Source organism: Sphingopyxis sp., assembly GCF_050725615.1.
In the GTDB taxonomy this organism is placed as follows: domain Bacteria; phylum Pseudomonadota; class Alphaproteobacteria; order Sphingomonadales; family Sphingomonadaceae; genus Sphingopyxis.
The window spans coordinates 1-14,669 of the sequence record NZ_JBOHHU010000050.1 but is presented as its reverse complement, the minus strand read 5'-3'; the positions used below and the strand labels follow the sequence as shown (position 1 = coordinate 14,669).

At 63.5% G+C, this 14,669-nt stretch carries 17 protein-coding genes; 4 read left to right on the top strand and 13 right to left on the bottom strand.

The genetic code is table 11. From position 1 onward, the window contains the following. Window positions 1–28: 28 nt before the first annotated feature. Together ACREB7_RS12775 and ACREB7_RS12770 are read left to right on the top strand one after the other, a co-directional pair. A complete protein-coding gene (locus ACREB7_RS12775; RefSeq protein ID WP_431592655.1) occupies window positions 29–601 on the top strand; it encodes a thermonuclease family protein in 573 nt (190 codons plus the stop codon). A gap of 152 nt (window positions 602–753) precedes the next feature. Then, window positions 754–957, top strand: a complete 204-nt coding sequence (locus ACREB7_RS12770) for a DUF2171 domain-containing protein (protein WP_431592675.1) — start codon at window positions 754–756, stop codon at window positions 955–957. A gap of 132 nt (window positions 958–1,089) precedes the next feature. On the opposite strand, the gene ACREB7_RS12765 is transcribed toward ACREB7_RS12770, so the two are convergent. The 3 genes from ACREB7_RS12765 to ACREB7_RS12755 form a co-directional block, all read right to left on the bottom strand. Beyond that, window positions 1,090–1,827, bottom strand: a complete 738-nt coding sequence (locus ACREB7_RS12765; protein WP_431592654.1) for a hypothetical protein — start codon at window positions 1,825–1,827, stop codon at window positions 1,090–1,092. A 123-nt stretch (window positions 1,828–1,950) separates the two neighbouring features. Next, window positions 1,951–2,100 carry a hypothetical protein gene (locus ACREB7_RS12760; RefSeq protein WP_431592653.1) on the bottom strand — a complete coding sequence of 50 codons (150 nt, stop codon included), beginning with the start codon at window positions 2,098–2,100 and terminating at the stop codon, window positions 1,951–1,953. 98 nt (window positions 2,101–2,198) lie between these two features. Continuing rightward, window positions 2,199–2,747 carry a DUF4440 domain-containing protein gene (locus tag ACREB7_RS12755; protein ID WP_431592652.1) on the bottom strand — a complete coding sequence of 183 codons (549 nt, stop codon included), beginning with the start codon at window positions 2,745–2,747 and terminating at the stop codon, window positions 2,199–2,201. A gap of 129 nt (window positions 2,748–2,876) precedes the next feature. Here ACREB7_RS12755 and ACREB7_RS12750 point away from each other — a divergent pair, with 129 nt between their 5' ends. Continuing rightward, window positions 2,877–3,356 carry a hypothetical protein gene (locus ACREB7_RS12750; RefSeq protein ID WP_431592651.1) on the top strand — a complete coding sequence of 160 codons (480 nt, stop codon included), beginning with the start codon at window positions 2,877–2,879 and terminating at the stop codon, window positions 3,354–3,356. Between the two features lie 71 nt (window positions 3,357–3,427). Here ACREB7_RS12750 and ACREB7_RS12745 read toward each other — a convergent pair whose 3' ends face one another. From ACREB7_RS12745 to ACREB7_RS12710, 8 genes are all read right to left on the bottom strand, one after another. Continuing rightward, window positions 3,428–4,135 (bottom strand): hypothetical protein, encoded by a 708-nt coding sequence (locus ACREB7_RS12745; RefSeq protein ID WP_431592650.1) that lies wholly within the window; start codon window positions 4,133–4,135, stop codon window positions 3,428–3,430. Between the two features lie 117 nt (window positions 4,136–4,252). Then, window positions 4,253–4,843 (bottom strand): BglII/BstYI family type II restriction endonuclease, encoded by a 591-nt coding sequence (locus ACREB7_RS12740; RefSeq protein ID WP_431592649.1) that lies wholly within the window; start codon window positions 4,841–4,843, stop codon window positions 4,253–4,255. Between the two features lie 2 nt (window positions 4,844–4,845). Continuing rightward, entirely contained in the window at window positions 4,846–5,502 is a 657-nt protein-coding gene (locus ACREB7_RS12735; RefSeq protein WP_431592648.1) for an MT-A70 family methyltransferase, read from the bottom strand. A 32-nt stretch (window positions 5,503–5,534) separates the two neighbouring features. Continuing rightward, window positions 5,535–6,233, bottom strand: a complete 699-nt coding sequence (locus ACREB7_RS12730; protein WP_431592647.1) for a TIR domain-containing protein — start codon at window positions 6,231–6,233, stop codon at window positions 5,535–5,537. Between the two features lie 31 nt (window positions 6,234–6,264). Beyond that, window positions 6,265–6,495: a hypothetical protein gene (locus ACREB7_RS12725; protein WP_431592646.1), complete on the bottom strand. Its 231-nt coding sequence runs from the start codon at window positions 6,493–6,495 to the stop codon at window positions 6,265–6,267. Between the two features lie 120 nt (window positions 6,496–6,615). Then, entirely contained in the window at window positions 6,616–7,680 is a 1,065-nt protein-coding gene (locus ACREB7_RS12720) for a ribonucleotide-diphosphate reductase subunit beta (RefSeq protein WP_431592645.1), read from the bottom strand. Window positions 7,681–7,710: 30 nt separating this feature from the next. Then, window positions 7,711–8,103, bottom strand: coding sequence for a membrane protease subunit (locus ACREB7_RS12715; RefSeq protein ID WP_431592644.1), 393 nt, complete (start codon window positions 8,101–8,103; stop codon window positions 7,711–7,713). A gap of 12 nt (window positions 8,104–8,115) precedes the next feature. After that, entirely contained in the window at window positions 8,116–10,056 is a 1,941-nt protein-coding gene (locus tag ACREB7_RS12710; RefSeq protein WP_431592643.1) for a ribonucleoside-diphosphate reductase subunit alpha, read from the bottom strand. A 489-nt stretch (window positions 10,057–10,545) separates the two neighbouring features. Between ACREB7_RS12710 and ACREB7_RS12705 the strand changes: the two genes are divergently transcribed. Next, window positions 10,546–11,304, top strand: a complete 759-nt coding sequence (locus ACREB7_RS12705) for an energy transducer TonB (protein WP_431592642.1) — start codon at window positions 10,546–10,548, stop codon at window positions 11,302–11,304. A gap of 76 nt (window positions 11,305–11,380) precedes the next feature. On the opposite strand, the gene ACREB7_RS12700 is transcribed toward ACREB7_RS12705, so the two are convergent. Together ACREB7_RS12700 and ACREB7_RS12695 are read right to left on the bottom strand one after the other, a co-directional pair. Then, on the bottom strand, window positions 11,381–11,824 hold the full coding sequence (locus ACREB7_RS12700) for a hypothetical protein (protein WP_431592641.1): 444 nt from the start codon (window positions 11,822–11,824) through the stop codon (window positions 11,381–11,383). Window positions 11,825–12,331: 507 nt separating this feature from the next. Next, window positions 12,332–14,623 (bottom strand): EAL domain-containing protein, encoded by a 2,292-nt coding sequence (locus ACREB7_RS12695; RefSeq protein ID WP_431592640.1) that lies wholly within the window; start codon window positions 14,621–14,623, stop codon window positions 12,332–12,334. Window positions 14,624–14,669: the final 46 nt, after the last annotated feature.

Sequence of the window (14,669 nt, the reverse complement as noted above, 5' to 3'; positions counted from 1 at the left end):
GCTCAGCCGGTGATGGCAGGATCGGCGCATGGCCGGTCCCGATTTCCTTTCGACCCATCGCCGCCGGCGGCAGTATCGCAAAGCCGTGCGATCGCGCGGCGTGGGTGCGATCCGTTTCGTCACGCCCGTCATGGCGCTCGCCTTTGCGGGGGCGGCGGCGCTGCAACTGCCGCCGGGGACGCTCGACGGCATGGCGGCACGCGCGCCGTCGGCGGTCGTCGATGGCGCCGAGGCCGCCGCGCCCGCCGATCGGCTGACGGCGCGCTTCGGTTTCTGCCACAGCGGCGGCGGCACCGACTGCGTCGTCGATGGCGACACCTTGTGGTTCGCGGGCGAGAAATATCGCATCGCCGACATCGACACGCCGGAGACGCATCCGGCGCGTTGCCCGCGAGAGGCGGCGCTGGGCGATGCGGCGACGCGGCGCCTGCGGGCGTGGCTGAATGCGGGGGCGTTCAGCCTCGAAAGCGCGGCGCGCGATCGTGATCGCCATGGCCGCAAGCTGCGCATCGTGACGCGCGGCGGGACGAGCGTCGGCGCGGCGTTGGTCGGCGAAGGGCTGGCGCGGCCGTGGGAGGGGACACGGCGGCCGTGGTGTTAGCGGCGCTTCGCTGTTTCGGGGCAGGTCGTCGAACCCGGTGGATCGAATGCCGCGATCCGGCGTATGGTGAACAGGACTCGCCCGGACTCGCCGGGCGATCGGCAAGGAGATATCTCGTGGCAGACCATGACCATAGCGCGATCAAGGAAGATATGACGGTTGTCGGCGCCGACGGCGTCCATATCGGCACCGTCGACCATCTCGACGGCGAGCGCATCAAGCTGACCCGGGCCGACAGCGTCGATGGCAAGCATCATTATCTTCCCGCCGGCCTTGTCGCGGCGGTCGAGGGTGACACGGTGCGCCTGTCGGCGACGGCGGCCAATGCGGTAGACCTGTTCGAGGAAGCCGAATAATCGGACGAAGGCCGGCGGCGCGGGTTCCGCGCCGCCGCATCGAAAACGGCCCATCCCGCGCGGAGCGGAATGGGCCGTTTTGTCGGTTCGGACACGGCGTGGACCGGCCCGGCTTTGCGCCTGGAGCGGCGATCAGCCCCCGGTGACGGGTGCGGCGGGCGCCGCTGCCGGTTCGGCCGCCGGTGCGTCGGCGGGCGCCGTGGCCGCCGCTTCGGCGGTGACCGGCGCGTCGACCGCGACCGCCATCACCGCAGCGGGCGCCGCCGTCGGCATGGTGGCGGGAACGGCGAAGGCCAGTTCGTCCTTGGTGCGGACGCTGAGCTCGCGCCCGGCGGGGATGCGGCCGGACTTGCCGGTGATGAAGACCGCGAAAACGCCGACCGCGACGACGCCGGCGACGGTGGCGACGGTGTTGCCTTCGCCTTCCTGGCGGAAGGTGCCGGTGATCGGGATGCGCTTGCCGCCAACCTCGACATAGCGCAGCTCGATTTCCATCTTGCCCGATTTGCCGAAGGCGCCCTTGCCGGTCCGCCAGGTGATCTCACCGGTGGCGCGCGCGCCCTTCGGGATCACGACGAAGCCGTCGTGGGTGACGTTGTGGACGACGGTCATGTAGAAGGTGTCGCCCTCTTCATTCTTCTTGGTCGTCAGTTCTTCGTTCATGCTGAGCAGGATTTCGGTGTTGGCCGGCAGCGTGCGCGTCGCATTGGCTACGGCGACGGGCTGCGCGGAAATCGGCGAGGCGTCGACGACGGTCGGGACGACGGCGGGAGCAACCGGCGCGGCGGTCGTATCCTGCGCGAAAGCGGGCGAAAAGCTGGGCAGAACAAGGGCGAGCGCAACGGCGCCCGCAAGCGTATTCGATGTCATTGAAAGGCAACCCCCAAAACCGGCGGGCCCCCTGCCCACCATAGGGCGTGACAATCAGGATTCGGCGGGATCGTCAATCGCGTTAACGATTGCGATGCGGTGAAGCGTTGCGGACGGCGCGGGTCAGCGCCGCTTGGCGGGGATGCCGACCAGCTTGGTCAGGGTCGTGAGGCGGCGTCGCACCGCGCTCCAGTCGCGTTCGGGATGCGCCTGAATCCGGCCGAGCAGGACGCGGATTTCCTTGCGGCGGTCGCCTTCGGTGACGGCTTGCATAGGGCTTCTCCTTCCGCCCGCGAGTATAGCAGCGATCGGCGGCGAAGAAAGGCGGCTCGCCGCGCGGCAGGGGCGCCCCGACCCTGGCAGACGCGGCCTCAGTCGGTGCCGGTCGGCGTCGACACGGCGAGGGGCGGATAGGGCGCGGCGGCGCTATGGTCGTAGCTGAGGCTTTCGGACAGGCGGAAGCGGCCTTCGGCGGGCATCCATTGCCAGACATGCATGTAGCGCGCGCCGCCGACCATGTCCCAGCGCGCGGCCCCGGCGTTCCATTCGAAGAAGATATGCGACGCCTCCTCGATCGCGCCCCAATCGCCCATCGGGCGGACAGTGCGCGATCCGGGGACGAGCAGGCGGCGGTTCTTGTACCCCGCATTGGCGCCGCCGGGTTGCCGCGCGGCGCATTGTTTTTCCAGGCCGGCGATGAAGGTCGCGCGATCGGGAATCGCGAGCCCGTCCTTGTCATGGACCATGCGATAGTCGGGGAGCAGCAGGTCGCCGAGGAGCTGCGGCTGGCAGCCTTCGAACACCGCCCAGAACAGCTGGGCATCCTCGTCGGCGATCTGATGCGTCAGCGCATCGCCGCTGGGCATCGGGGCGGGGGCGGGGACGGCGAGCGCGGCGGCGAGGAGAAGGGTGAGGGGCATGGTCGATATCCTGCTGTGTTGCATTTATAATACAGCGTGGGGGCAGCGATGCAAGCGGGCGCGCGCGGTCCGACTGGCGCTGCGGCGCGGGCGTGCCTATCTAGGCGCGCAATGAGGACTGCGGACCGGATGACGATCGTGATCGCGCGGCTGAAGCCGAAGCCGCTGGCGGCGGGGCAATTGCTGTGCGCGCTGGCGCTCGCCGCGCTGGTGCTGCGCCAAGCGCGCGGCGACACGGCGGGCGAGGTGGTGCGGAGCATATTCTTCGGCGACGTCGTGATGACCGCGCTGATGGCGGTCGCGGTGGTGGGGTTCGTGTATTTCCGGCGGCTGTGGCGGTGGCGGAACGCCTATGTGCGCCACGACGGCGTGACGCTGTATCGCGGCGGCAGCGCGCGCTGGCCGCTGGCGCTGGTCCGCGACGTGGTGGTCGTGCGCGACGGGGTCGGGGTGGAATCGCTGCAGCTGGTGGTCGACGACGACAGCGAAGTGACGCGCGAACTGGTGAAGCTGGCGCTGCTCGACGGCTCGCCCGAGGCGGTGCGCGGCGGGGTGATGTTCGCGGCGGCGGGGGTGCGCGGGGTGCCGGGTGGGGTGACGGTGAATTAGCGGGCGCCGGTCCCATAGCTTGCCAAAGTTCAGTGAAGTTCAGCCCATTGGCGCCGCCGTCTGGCCAAAGTTCAGGGAAGTTCAGCCTCATCGTCATCGGGCGTCGGCATGGCCGCGGGCACCGGGTCGGGCTCGTCGGGGGCGTCGCGATACCAGCGCGGCAGCTCGCCGCCGCAGAGGTCGGCAATCTCCAGCGCCACCGCGAGATCGTCCGGCGCCATCAGCGCGGCGGGGGCGGCGGGCGGTTCGGGGTGCAGGTGGATCAACGCCTCGGCCACTGCCGGAGCCGGGGCGGAGTCGGTGCGGCGGGCGGCGGCGCGCAAGCCGTCGGGGCGGAAACAGTCGGGACCATAAGCGCGCAGCAGGAACATGAGGAGCCGGTCGCTCTGGCGCAGGCGGCGGCCGATGCGGCGGCCCTCGCGGTCGAATATCGGCTCGTCGGTGCCGACCAGCGCGCGTTCGAAGGCGGCGTCGAGCAATTTCTTCGACGCCGCGTCGATCGCCGCCGACCAGGCGCGGTCGAAGGCTTCGGCCCCGGGGGAACGGCGCAGGCGATAGGCGGAGGATTCGGACATATCCACGCGCTGCGCCGCGGTGACGACCGACCCGCTGTCGGCCAGCGCCTCGATAAAGGCGCGCTGCTTGTCCGGCGACCAGCCGTCCTTGCGCCGCTTTTTCAGCACCGGCACCCAGTCATAGGCGGCCGGGTCGTGCCCATGCGCGTCGAGCGCGGTTTCGGCGGCGGGATCGGGCGAAGGGATGGGGGCGATGTGGCTCATCTGCCAGTTTGGAACATAGCGAAATAAATTAGGAAAGGGGTTTTTTTGGGTGGGGTGTGCGAAATAGGATTTTTGGGGCGTGGAGGACGGGACAGCGATCGGGGATTTAAGCAAACATCAGTCTTCGTCGTACAGCTTCGAACTGATTCCAAAGGCTACGATAGGGCACCCGCCACCCGATCCGCCACGCAGCCGTGGGAGCAGTTTTCCCATATGCGTAGTCGAATTTCCATAGCTCGTACCCTTCTCAAGATCATTGAAGATGCTTTGCAATTCAGAGCAGCGAGTAATGATTACGCCAACATCGATCACTTGGAGATCAAACAGGAGGCGAAAATTGTTGAGGTCGCGGTCGTAGAACGGATCCTTGTTGTTCCATTCCACCTCAAGAGCGACACGACCTTTGAAGCAATCAACGCTGTGAGTAGGCGATTCTTTGGCTTGGCCATCAACCACGATTGCAGTCGCAAAATGCCGTTCTACCCATCCAGCATCTTTAAGAGGCCGCTCCAAACGCTCGACAATCGACGAACGATTCTTGCCGGGCGCAATCACCTCACTGCGCAACAGTCGAAAAGCCCGCAGCGCTGCTTGTATTTCTTCCCATTCGCGGATGCACGCTGTCGTCAGCACACCGACGGCATTACGCCACTCATGGACTTCATACAGGTAGGCGATGTCCTCAGGAACCAAATAGTCAGTGGCCATGATTATTCCGCAGCTAGGGGTAGCGCGCTATTGTAGGCATACGTGTTCCAATCAGGCGCATAGCTTTCATCCGCCTGATTGCCCCAAACAGTCCAACCCTTGCGTTTGCCCCGGCTGAACATTTCCAGACGTGGGCCCCAGCTGCAATCTTCTATGATCTTATATTGTTCGTCGGGTTTGCGGCTGTGCTCGCGTTTGCGCGACTGAATCATGTTTACCTGACTGCGACCAGGATCAAGGGTACGCGCATTCTTACCACGCACACCAAACAGTAGAATTTCGGTGACATTGCGAAAATAGAAGCCGACGCCTCGGCCATCCGAGCCGCCATCTTTGCGAATCTTGTGCCACACGATGTTCGAGATGTAGCGATATCCCCAAGCATCCATAACCCTAAGACCATCTGGGAGAAGCGCGTTGGGCACCCAGAGATAGAGGTGCGATGGGTCGTCAGCGATGTCAGCGACCGGCAGTTCGCAAATCTCGTCAAGCGTCATCGTGCCATACCGATTAAGGCGCTTATGCTCGGGAGCTACCTTTCCGGTACGGTTCTGAAATTGCCACGGCGGATCAGCGAGAATGGTACCAAATTTTTTCCCGCGCGCCGTAGCGAGCAGGTTTACGGCGGCGTCGCTGAGCGGATCATCGGGTAAGAACATAACAAGATCTTTTACGCGGATGATCCTTCATGTCAAACCTTCTTGAGGTCTATCGGGATTCCTTTTGCATCTATCTCTTTGGCCAACGCCAACGAGCATTCGCCCACCTTGTCCTTGAATGGGATGTATATCAGACCTTGAATATCTGACGGTCGTTCCATCGCATCTTGGTCTTTCATCAATATAGCGACTTTGTCTCTGCCAAGAACGGAGAGCATCATTCCGAGCTCAAGGACAACGTTCTGTCTTGCTCTAAAAGCAAGTTCCTCTGGATGATTTGTGCGGTGACCTTGGTCGTCAGGCGTAGCTAAAATGACGGCGAATCCGGCCTCCTGGCGAACGGACTCGAGCTTTTCTATTATCGTTTGGCCGCCGCTTGTTAACTGATCCAAAATTAGCGCGTTAAGTCCCCAGCGCCGAAGCATTGCTTCTAACTCATTCCTTGCATCGCCATCATGTCCGTAAACTACGAAAACATTCCGATTGGCTTGATTTTTATGTGCTTCTTTAGCCAGCGGTACAGCAACCGGGACCACGCCAAACAGGCCACGTATGGAATCCGCATTTTTCCCTTGGATAGAGAGCTTTCCAGTATCGTAAACCTGAATAATTTGGCCTTCATGGCACCGGAATTCTGATCCTAAATTGTTTCCGGTACGACCTTCAGTTTTTACTGCAACACCATTGCTTTGCAAAATATCCCTGACCTTGTCGGGCGTCCAATCGCTCATTCCATTCTACTCCGCCGCAGGTCTCAAACTTTCAAACCGAAAATCCGCCCGCATTCCGCCGGTTCGAGTTCGCGGCCAGCACCTTCTTGCCCTGCGGGGTCAGCGCCCATTTGGCGCCCTGCTTCACGACCAGACCTAGCGCGACGAGTTCATTGCGCACTGGATCGGTGGGGAGTTGGGGGCGGCGGTTCGACAGGCCTTCGAGCGTTGCGCGCTGCGGCTGGCTGAGGATGACGAGTTTCTGTTTTTTCTCTTCGGTCATTTTCAGTTCTTCTTTTTTTGGGCGGGCGTTGCTTTGGGCCGCTGGCCCCCACCCGCTGCGACTAGCCAGCAAGCTGGCAAGTCTCGCTGCCCTCCCCTGAAGGGGAGGGCGTAGCTATTATCACTCCGCCGCGATCCCCGCCTTGGCGAACATGTCCTCGCCGTCGTCGCCGGCGTCGTTCACCGCGGCGGCGTCTTCGCTGGTCTTCGCCTTCTTGCGGTTGTCGAAGCTCGACCAGACATTGTTCCATTCGCCGCGCGTCGCGCCCTTGCTGTACTCGGTGGCGCGGGTTTCGAAGAAGTTGGCGTGCTCGACGCCGTTCAGGAGCGGGGCGAGCCAGGGCAGCGGGTGTTCGTCGATCATGTAGATCGGCTGGAAACCGAGCTGGCCCAGGCGCCAGTCGGCGATGTAGCGGATGTAGCGCTTGATCTCCTTGGGCGTCATGCCGGGGACCTGGCCCTGTTCGAAGGCGAGGTCGATGAACGCATCCTCGAGCCGCACGGTCTTTTGGCAGGTGTCGATGATGTCTTCCTTCACCGCCTTGGTCAGGCAGCCGCGTTCCTTGGTGAAGGTGTGGAACAGCTTGATGATGCCCTCGCAGTGCAGGCTCTCGTCGCGGATCGACCAGCTGACGATCTGGCCCATGCCCTTCATCTTGTTGAAGCGCGGGAAGTTCATCAGCATCGCGAAGCTGGCGAAGAGCTGGAGGCCCTCGGTGAAGCCGCCGAACATCGCGAGGGTGCGCGCGATATCCTCGTCATTCTCGACCCCGAACTGCTGCATATAATCATGCTTGGCGCGCATCTCGTCATATTCGAGGAACATGCCATATTCGCTCTCGGGCATGCCGATGGTGTCGAGCAAATGCGAGTAAGCGGCAATATGCACGGTCTCCATGTTGCTGAACGCGGTCAGCATCATCTTGATCTCGGTCGGCTTGAACACGCGGCCATATTTGTCGTGGTAGCAATCCTGCACCTCGATGTCGGCCTGGGTGAAGAAGCGGAAGATCTGCGTCAGCAGGTTGCGCTCGTGATCGCTGATCTTCTGCGCCCAGTCGCGGCAATCCTCGCCCAGCGGCACTTCCTCGGGTACCCAGTGGATCTGCTGCTGGCGCTTCCAGAAATCGAACGCCCAGGGATATTCGAAGGGCTTGTAGGTCTTGCGGGCTTCTAGCAGCGGCATGGGCGTTTCCTTGGGTCGTGCGAACGGGCGTTATTGCGGGGCGAGGCGGCGGGCTTCGGTGACCGGAAGGCCGCCCTCGGTCGGGACGTAGATGAGCGAGGCTTTCGACGATTCGAGCGCCTGAATCTGGAGATAGCGCAGATAGCCTTCGGGGCCGCCGAGGCTGTTCTGCAGGATCGCATTGGCCTCGGCCGCGCCCTTGGCGCGAATGACCTCGGCCTCGGCGAGCGAGATGGCGCTTTCCTTCTTGGCGCGCGCCTCGAGGATCGCGACCTGGCGCGAGGATTGCGCCTCGGCCAGCGCGGCCTCGCCGGCAAGCCGCTGCGAATAGACGCGGTACTGCGGCCAGCCGACCAGGACGATCAGCAGGATGACCACCGCGGCCACAATGGCCGCGAGGGTGCAACCGGCGTTTTTGTTCATCGCGTCAGGTCCTTACTGGCACGCGAGGCATTCGTCATAATCGGTGGTCTGCAACTCGTAGACCGGCGCCTCGGCGGTGTTGTCGGCCTCGACTCCGCCCGCGAAGCCGGCGCGCTGCACCGACTTGGACCGCAGGTAATAGAGCGACTTGATGCCGAGTTCCCACGCGCGATAGTGGAGCATCAGCAGGTCCCATTTCTCGACGTCGGCGGGGATGAACAGGTTCAGCGACGCCGCCTGGTCGATGTAGGGGGTGCGGTCGGCGGCGAGTTCGAGCAGCCAGCGCTGGTCGATCTCGAAGCTGGTCTTGTAGCAGTCCTTCTCGTCCTGCGTCAGGAAGTCGAGGTGCTGGACGCTGCCGCCCTTTTCGAGGATCGAGTTCCACACATTGTCGCTGTTCTTCGCCTTGTCGACGAGCAGCGCCTCGAGGTGCGGGTTGCGGATCGAGAAGCTGCCCGACAGCGTCTTGTGCGTGTAGATGTTCGCCGGGATCGGCTCGATGCACGCGCTGGTGCCGCCGCAGATGATGCTGATCGACGCGGTCGGCGCGATCGCCATCTTGCAGCTGAAGCGCTCCATCACGCCCTGATCGGCGGCGTCGGGGCAGGGGCCGCGCTCGTTGGCGAGCAGCATCGACGCCTGATCGACCTGCGCGCGGATATGCTTGAAGACGCGCAGGTTCGACGATTTCGCCATCGCACCCTCGAAGGGCAGGCCGCGCGCCTGGAGGAAGCTGTGGAAGCCCATCACGCCGAGGCCGACCGAGCGTTCGCGGCTCGCGCTGTACTTGGCGCGCGCCATTTCGGGCGGCGCGCGGTCGATATAGTCCTGGAGGACGTTGTCGAGCATCCGCATCACGTCTTCGATGAAACGCTTGTCGCCGTTCCACTCGTCCCAGGTTTCGAGGTTGAGCGACGACAGGCAGCAGACCGCGGTGCGATCATTGCCGAGATGATCGCGGCCGGTCGGCAGGGTGATTTCGCTGCAGAGGTTCGAGGTGGTGACTTTGAGGCCGAGATCGCGATGATGCTTGGGCATCATGCGGTTCACCTGATCGATGAAGATGATGTAGGGTTCGCCGGTCGCGAGGCGGGTTTCGACGAGCTTCTGGAACAGGCTGCGCGCGTCGACGGTGCCGCGCACGCTCTGGTCCTTGGGGCTGCGCAGGTTGAATTCGGCGCCGTCGCGGACGGCTTCCATGAACTCGTCGGTGATCAGCACGCCGTGGTGGAGGTTGAGCGCCTTGCGGTTGAAGTCGCCCGAAGGTTTGCGGACCTCGAGAAACTCCTCGATCTCGGGGTGCGAGACGTCGAGGTAGCAGGCGGCCGAGCCGCGACGCAGCGAGCCCTGCGAGATCGCGAGGGTCAGGCTGTCCATGACGCGGACGAAGGGGATGATGCCGCTGGTCTTGCCGTTGAGGCCCACGGGTTCGCCGATGCCGCGCACCGCGCCCCAATAGGTGCCGATGCCGCCGCCGCGCGAGGCGAGCCAGACATTCTCGTTCCAGGTGCCGACAATGCCCTCGAGGCTGTCGTCGACCGAGTTCAGATAGCAGCTGATCGGCAGGCCGCGCCCGGTGCCGCCGTTCGAGAGCACGGGGGTCGCGGGCATGAACCACAGCTTCGAGATATAATCATAGAGGCGCTGGGCATGATCCTGGTCGTCGGCATAGGCGTCGGCGACGCGCGCGAAGAGGTCCTGATAGGATTCGCCGGGCAGCAGATAGCGGTCTTCGAGCGTTTCCTTGCCGAAGTCGGTGAGCAGCGCGTCGCGGCTGCGGTCGGTCTCGATCGCGAATCGGCGTGCGTGCACCTTGGGCTCGCTGCTGTCGTTGAGCTTGGCGGCCGGAGCCGAATCGCCCGTCGATTCGGGCGCCGCCGGCGCGTCATTTTTCGTCAATTCCATCGTCGCCACGTCGCTCGTCTCCACCCGGTCCGTATCCCGAAAATCCATGTATCCCGCCCCCGATTGCACCGGCGCGACCTGCGCGCCTGTTCTTGTCTTGTTCGACTCGGGACGAAATCCCAGCCTAGCATTGAAACGACCCCGGGGGGCACATAATTTTGGACGCAAAATGCTCTTTCCCGTGCCCATGTCCCATGAGCGACGGAAAACCGCCATTTCCGGCCAAACACTAATTCTTGGGGTGCCCCCGTGGTCTACCCACCATCCATAGTGCCACGTCGGCGCTGAGACGCAAGACGGTAAATGACAGATTAGGGACTCGGTTCGTCGCTCTTCTGATTCGTTTCGTCGACACTTTGGCACGCTTCGCAGGCACAAGTGGCGGCTTTCTGCGGCTGCGGCAGAGGCGTGGCAAAAGTGCCGCACCGCCCAAAATTATTTTGCTCCGGCACAAGATGTGGGGGCGGGGTGCCGACGGCCTTTTCGATGCGGAGCGGCTGTGGCAAGGCGGGCCATGTTCGCATGTGCGGGGGATCGATGTTCAAGCCTGTCCATATGATGGCGCTTGCTGGCACGCTGGCGCTGGCCGCGCTGCCCGCCGCCGCCCAGCCGCAGGCCGATGTCGAAGGCTGGTCGATCGTCGAATTGCCCGATTATTGCGCGCTCGTTCGGCACTATGACGATGTCGCCGCGACCAATATGATCGTCGCGCTGCGGGCCGACGAGCAAGTCACCATCCTGCTGCTCAGCAGCACTGCGGCTGCGCCCTTTCCGGGACTCGATCAGGCGGTCTGGCAGGTCGGCGATTCGACCTACAGTGGCGAGGGCTTTGTCGTGGACGAGCGCGGCGAGTTCGGACAGGGCATCGGTCGCTATTTCGACGACGATGTACTGGCGGCTTTCGGGTCCGAACATGACCTGGTCATCCGGCGCGGCGATGTGCCCGCCGCGCGTTTTTCGCTGGCGGGCAGCGATAAGGCCGTGCCGGCGGCGCGCGAATGCCTGGCAGCGGTGCTGGCAAAGATGCCGCCGGCGGTCGTGCCGGTCGATCGGGAGGCCTGGCTGACCTATGGCGATTATCCGGTGATCGCGAAGCGCGAGGGCCGCGGCGGAGCGGTCGGCTTTCGTCTGTCCGTGGCGCCCGATGGCTCGGTGGCCGCCTGTGAGACCATGTCGTCGAGCGGGCATCCCGACCTCGACGCGGCGACATGCGCGTTGCTGACCCGCCGCGCCCGCTTCGAGCCGAGCGACGCCGGTGGTTTCCATGAGAGCGTGATCGACTGGCGATTGCCGTGAGGCGCGAGTGGCGGGAAAGGCCGACGGCGGTTTTGGGGTGGGAAGCGGACTGTCCGTTTCTGGAGGAAACGAATTGTTAGCTCACCTCCGCCGCCAATCGTTGAACGCGTGGGGGCTGGACGCTCACCACATCGACACAGTGATTCAGGGTGCTTAATGCCCAATGCTGAAGTGGTCCGGGGTAATCGTCGTCAGCGAATGTGGTTGTGAAAACGAATTCAAGGAATGCGGAATCAAAGCGCCTCTCAAGTTGATTTACCATGTGCGACCCTTCCGGCTCCGCCTTCCAGAAGCTTTCGTTTCGAACTACGTATGCGACGTAGTCATCCCAACTTAGCTCAAAATGGCGACTCTCGCCTGTGATCTCGATTGGGCGGCCTTCGCCAAGATCAACACCGGCAAGTTTGATTGGAGATGGGTTCCCAAGAAGGCCTTCAGCCACCACGATCCGCAATGTGTTTTCAGAGGGCTCACCGATCTCAGTGAGATAGAGATTAGTATGACCTTCGGGGAAATCCATCGCCGCCTCACAGAACTAATTTTTGCCTACCGTAGCACATGCCGCCTGCTTTCGGGCAATTCCGTCTTCCTACCTTACGGCCAAAAACGGTCGCTTGCAGACCTTCGTCATCCCGGACTTGATCCGGGATCCATTCCTTCAACGCTGCGAGAATGGACCCCGGATCAAGTCCAACGAGCCACGTGTCTCGTTGGAGGGTGAGGATCCATTGAAGGTCGTGTTCAGCCCGAACCCGGTCGTTAACCGTCTTCGTTCGTCAAAATTCCCCGAGCACCAAATGAAAAAAGGCCCCGGCGATGCCGAGGCCCTTTCTCTATTTCGTTTCGGATTAGGCTTGGCCGCCACCGCTACCGGTGCCGCCGCCGCCCATCCATCTGTAGAACCAACCCATGGGATGTCTCCTAGATGCACTGCAGGACTGCCCACGCAGAGCAGTTAACGCAGTATATACCCTAAGAGACGTGGTAAATCGAGTCTTAACTAATAATGTTACCAATCTGGTAACGATTATGCCGAGCGGCTGTGCGGGGTGGGGGCGAGCGCGGTTGCTAGTTCGGAAAATAGCTGCGGCTTGCCAAGGTGATAGCCCTGCCCGACATCGCACCCGAGCTCTTCGAGCAGCGCCATGGTCGGGGCGTCCTCGATGCCCTCGGCGACCGCGACGGCGCCGAGACGGTGGGCGAGGTCGATGGTCGATTTCACCACTTCGAAGTTGCGTTGCGAATCGCGCATCGTCATCACGAATCGCTTGTCGATCTTGATCTCGTCGGCTTCGATTTCGGTCAGATATTCGAGGTTTGACTGGCCGGTGCCATAGTCGTCGATCGACAGGCGGATGCCCGCGCGACGCAGCTGGCTGAGGGTCTGGCGCGCCTGGCGGCTGTTTTCGATCTGCGCGGTTTCGGTGATCTCGATCGTCAGCATTTCGGGCGGCAGATGATGCGCGGTCAGCATGACGCGGATCGTGCCGACGAGGTCGGCATGGTCGAGCAGGGTGGCGGACAGGTTCACCGACATGTTCACCTTGAGCCCGCGATCGTGGAGCTGCGCCGCCGAGCGGATCGCCTGGTCCATCACGAACAGGGTCAGGCGATAAATGTCCTGGCTCTTTTCGGCCTGGACGATGAATTCGTCGGGCGGGATCGGTCCGCGCGTCGGGTGCGTCCAGCGCGCGAGCGCCTCGATCCCGACCAGCGCGCGGCTGCGGATGTCGTACTGCGGCTGGAAGGCGACCCAGATGTCGCCGCCGGTGAGCGCGTCTTCGAGCTGCGAATGGAAGCTCAATTGCCAGCCGGCGTCTTCCTTCTGGCGCGGCGCGTATTTGGTCCACAGCGCGCGGGTGCGGATCGCGCGCTCGGCGGCGACCAGCGCGGCGGCGAGGCGCTGCGCGTTCGATCCCTCGAACTCGTCATTGACCCCGAAGGCGATGGCGACGTCGACGCGCAGCTCGCCGATCGTCAGCGGGGCGTTGAACAGCGCGGCGAGGCCGGCGAGATGCCCCTCGATCTGGCTGTGCTGATAATAGGGGACGAGCCAGGCGAAGGTGCCGTCGAGATCGTGATGGAGCTGGGTGCCATGGCAGGCCAGCGTCAGGCGGCGCGCGACCTGGTCGACGAGCTGCTGGCTGCCCTCGCCGGGCAGGAAGGCGGCGAGATCCTCGAAATTGACGAGCTTGGCGGCGATGACGGTCGCGCTGCCGAAGGCGGGCTGGGCGCGCAGCGCCTCGAAATTGGGCAGGCCCGAGACGGGGTTTTCGCGCTGGGCGGAGAAGCGGCGGCGCTTGCGGCTGACATTGGCGCTGACCGCAGCGATCAGGAAGAGCGCGGCGCCGATCGAGGTGGTGACGAGCAGCGTCGCAAGCAACACCTTGGCGATCACCAGCGCCGCCACCGAGATGAGCGCGGTCGGCGCGTACCAGCGCTGGAAGCGCGGCAGCAAGGCGACGAACAGGATGACGATCATCAGCCCCAGCGGCGGCAGCCAGCCGATGTCGACCGGGTTGCCGCGCTTGAGCGTCTCGCCCGCGATCAGATGGATATAGGCGCCGGGGACGAGGTCGTGGCCGGGGAGATAATGGGCGTCCTGAAAGGTCGAGGCGGTGGGCGCGAAGATCACGTCCTTGCCCTTGAGCTGCGCCGCGCCGACGCGCCCGGCGAGCAGGTCGGCGGCGCCATATTGCGGGATGCTGTTGGTGTCGTAGGAAAAATCGAGGCGGAAGCTTTTGGGCTCGGCCGAGGTCTTGCCGCCGAGCAGCGAGGCGAAGGTCGGCAGGCGCCGGCCGTCGGCCATATAGGTGATCGGCACGCTCCACACCTGCCAGAATTCGAAATCCCAGGCGATGCTGGCGAGCTGGGCCTTTTCGCCGAAGGCGGGGTTGGGAAAGATCGAGCGGCTGCGGTCGGTGCCCGGCATCGACTTGGTCGCGACCGCGAGCACCGCGCGGTCGCCCATTTTTTTCACCGCGTCGGTCAGCCGCGAGAAATCGGGATCGGATTCGCGGCGGTCGAAATAGAAATCGAGGAACATGCGCCTGGCGCCGGCCTTGTCGATCGCGCTGACGACCTGGCCATATTGGGTCATCGAAAAGCTGCCGCCGGGGGTCTGGCCGAGGGTGCGGTCGTCGAGCGCGACGATGACGATATCGCCCGAAACCGGCCGGTCGCCGAGCCGGCTCGACGCCATCGCGATCAAGCGGTCGGGAAGGTCGCCGGCGCCCGTAAAACCCACGATGATGCTGAGCAGGAGCGCAAGGCCGAGCGTGCGCCAGCTGACGATCATCCTGTTGATGGCAATTGGCACGCGCGCACGTCTCCAGCGGTTACCGGACGTGCCTAAGGTGCGATGG

Bases quoted from the DNA above. Each gene is read 5' to 3' on its own strand.
- ACREB7_RS12715 (WP_431592644.1), bottom strand. From the start codon at position 8,103: ATGAACAAAAACGCCGGTTGCACCCTCGCGGCCATTGTGGCCGCGGTG.
- ACREB7_RS12740 (WP_431592649.1), bottom strand. From the start codon at position 4,843: ATGGCCACTGACTATTTGGTTCCTGAGGACATCGCCTACCTGTATGAA.
- ACREB7_RS12755 (WP_431592652.1), bottom strand. From the start codon at position 2,747: ATGCCCCTCACCCTTCTCCTCGCCGCCGCGCTCGCCGTCCCCGCCCCC.
- ACREB7_RS12720 (WP_431592645.1), bottom strand. From the start codon at position 7,680: ATGCCGCTGCTAGAAGCCCGCAAGACCTACAAGCCCTTCGAATATCCC.
- ACREB7_RS12735 (WP_431592648.1), bottom strand. From the start codon at position 5,502: ATGTTCTTACCCGATGATCCGCTCAGCGACGCCGCCGTAAACCTGCTC.
- ACREB7_RS12700 (WP_431592641.1), bottom strand. From the start codon at position 11,824: ATGGATTTCCCCGAAGGTCATACTAATCTCTATCTCACTGAGATCGGT.
- ACREB7_RS12725 (WP_431592646.1), bottom strand. From the start codon at position 6,495: ATGACCGAAGAGAAAAAACAGAAACTCGTCATCCTCAGCCAGCCGCAG.
- ACREB7_RS12775 (WP_431592655.1), top strand. From the start codon at position 29: ATGGCCGGTCCCGATTTCCTTTCGACCCATCGCCGCCGGCGGCAGTAT.
- ACREB7_RS12765 (WP_431592654.1), bottom strand. From the start codon at position 1,827: ATGACATCGAATACGCTTGCGGGCGCCGTTGCGCTCGCCCTTGTTCTG.
- ACREB7_RS12760 (WP_431592653.1), bottom strand. From the start codon at position 2,100: ATGCAAGCCGTCACCGAAGGCGACCGCCGCAAGGAAATCCGCGTCCTG.
- ACREB7_RS12750 (WP_431592651.1), top strand. From the start codon at position 2,877: ATGACGATCGTGATCGCGCGGCTGAAGCCGAAGCCGCTGGCGGCGGGG.
- ACREB7_RS12745 (WP_431592650.1), bottom strand. From the start codon at position 4,135: ATGAGCCACATCGCCCCCATCCCTTCGCCCGATCCCGCCGCCGAAACC.
- ACREB7_RS12705 (WP_431592642.1), top strand. From the start codon at position 10,546: ATGTTCAAGCCTGTCCATATGATGGCGCTTGCTGGCACGCTGGCGCTG.
- ACREB7_RS12770 (WP_431592675.1), top strand. From the start codon at position 754: ATGACGGTTGTCGGCGCCGACGGCGTCCATATCGGCACCGTCGACCAT.
- ACREB7_RS12710 (WP_431592643.1), bottom strand. From the start codon at position 10,056: ATGGATTTTCGGGATACGGACCGGGTGGAGACGAGCGACGTGGCGACG.
- ACREB7_RS12730 (WP_431592647.1), bottom strand. From the start codon at position 6,233: ATGAGCGATTGGACGCCCGACAAGGTCAGGGATATTTTGCAAAGCAAT.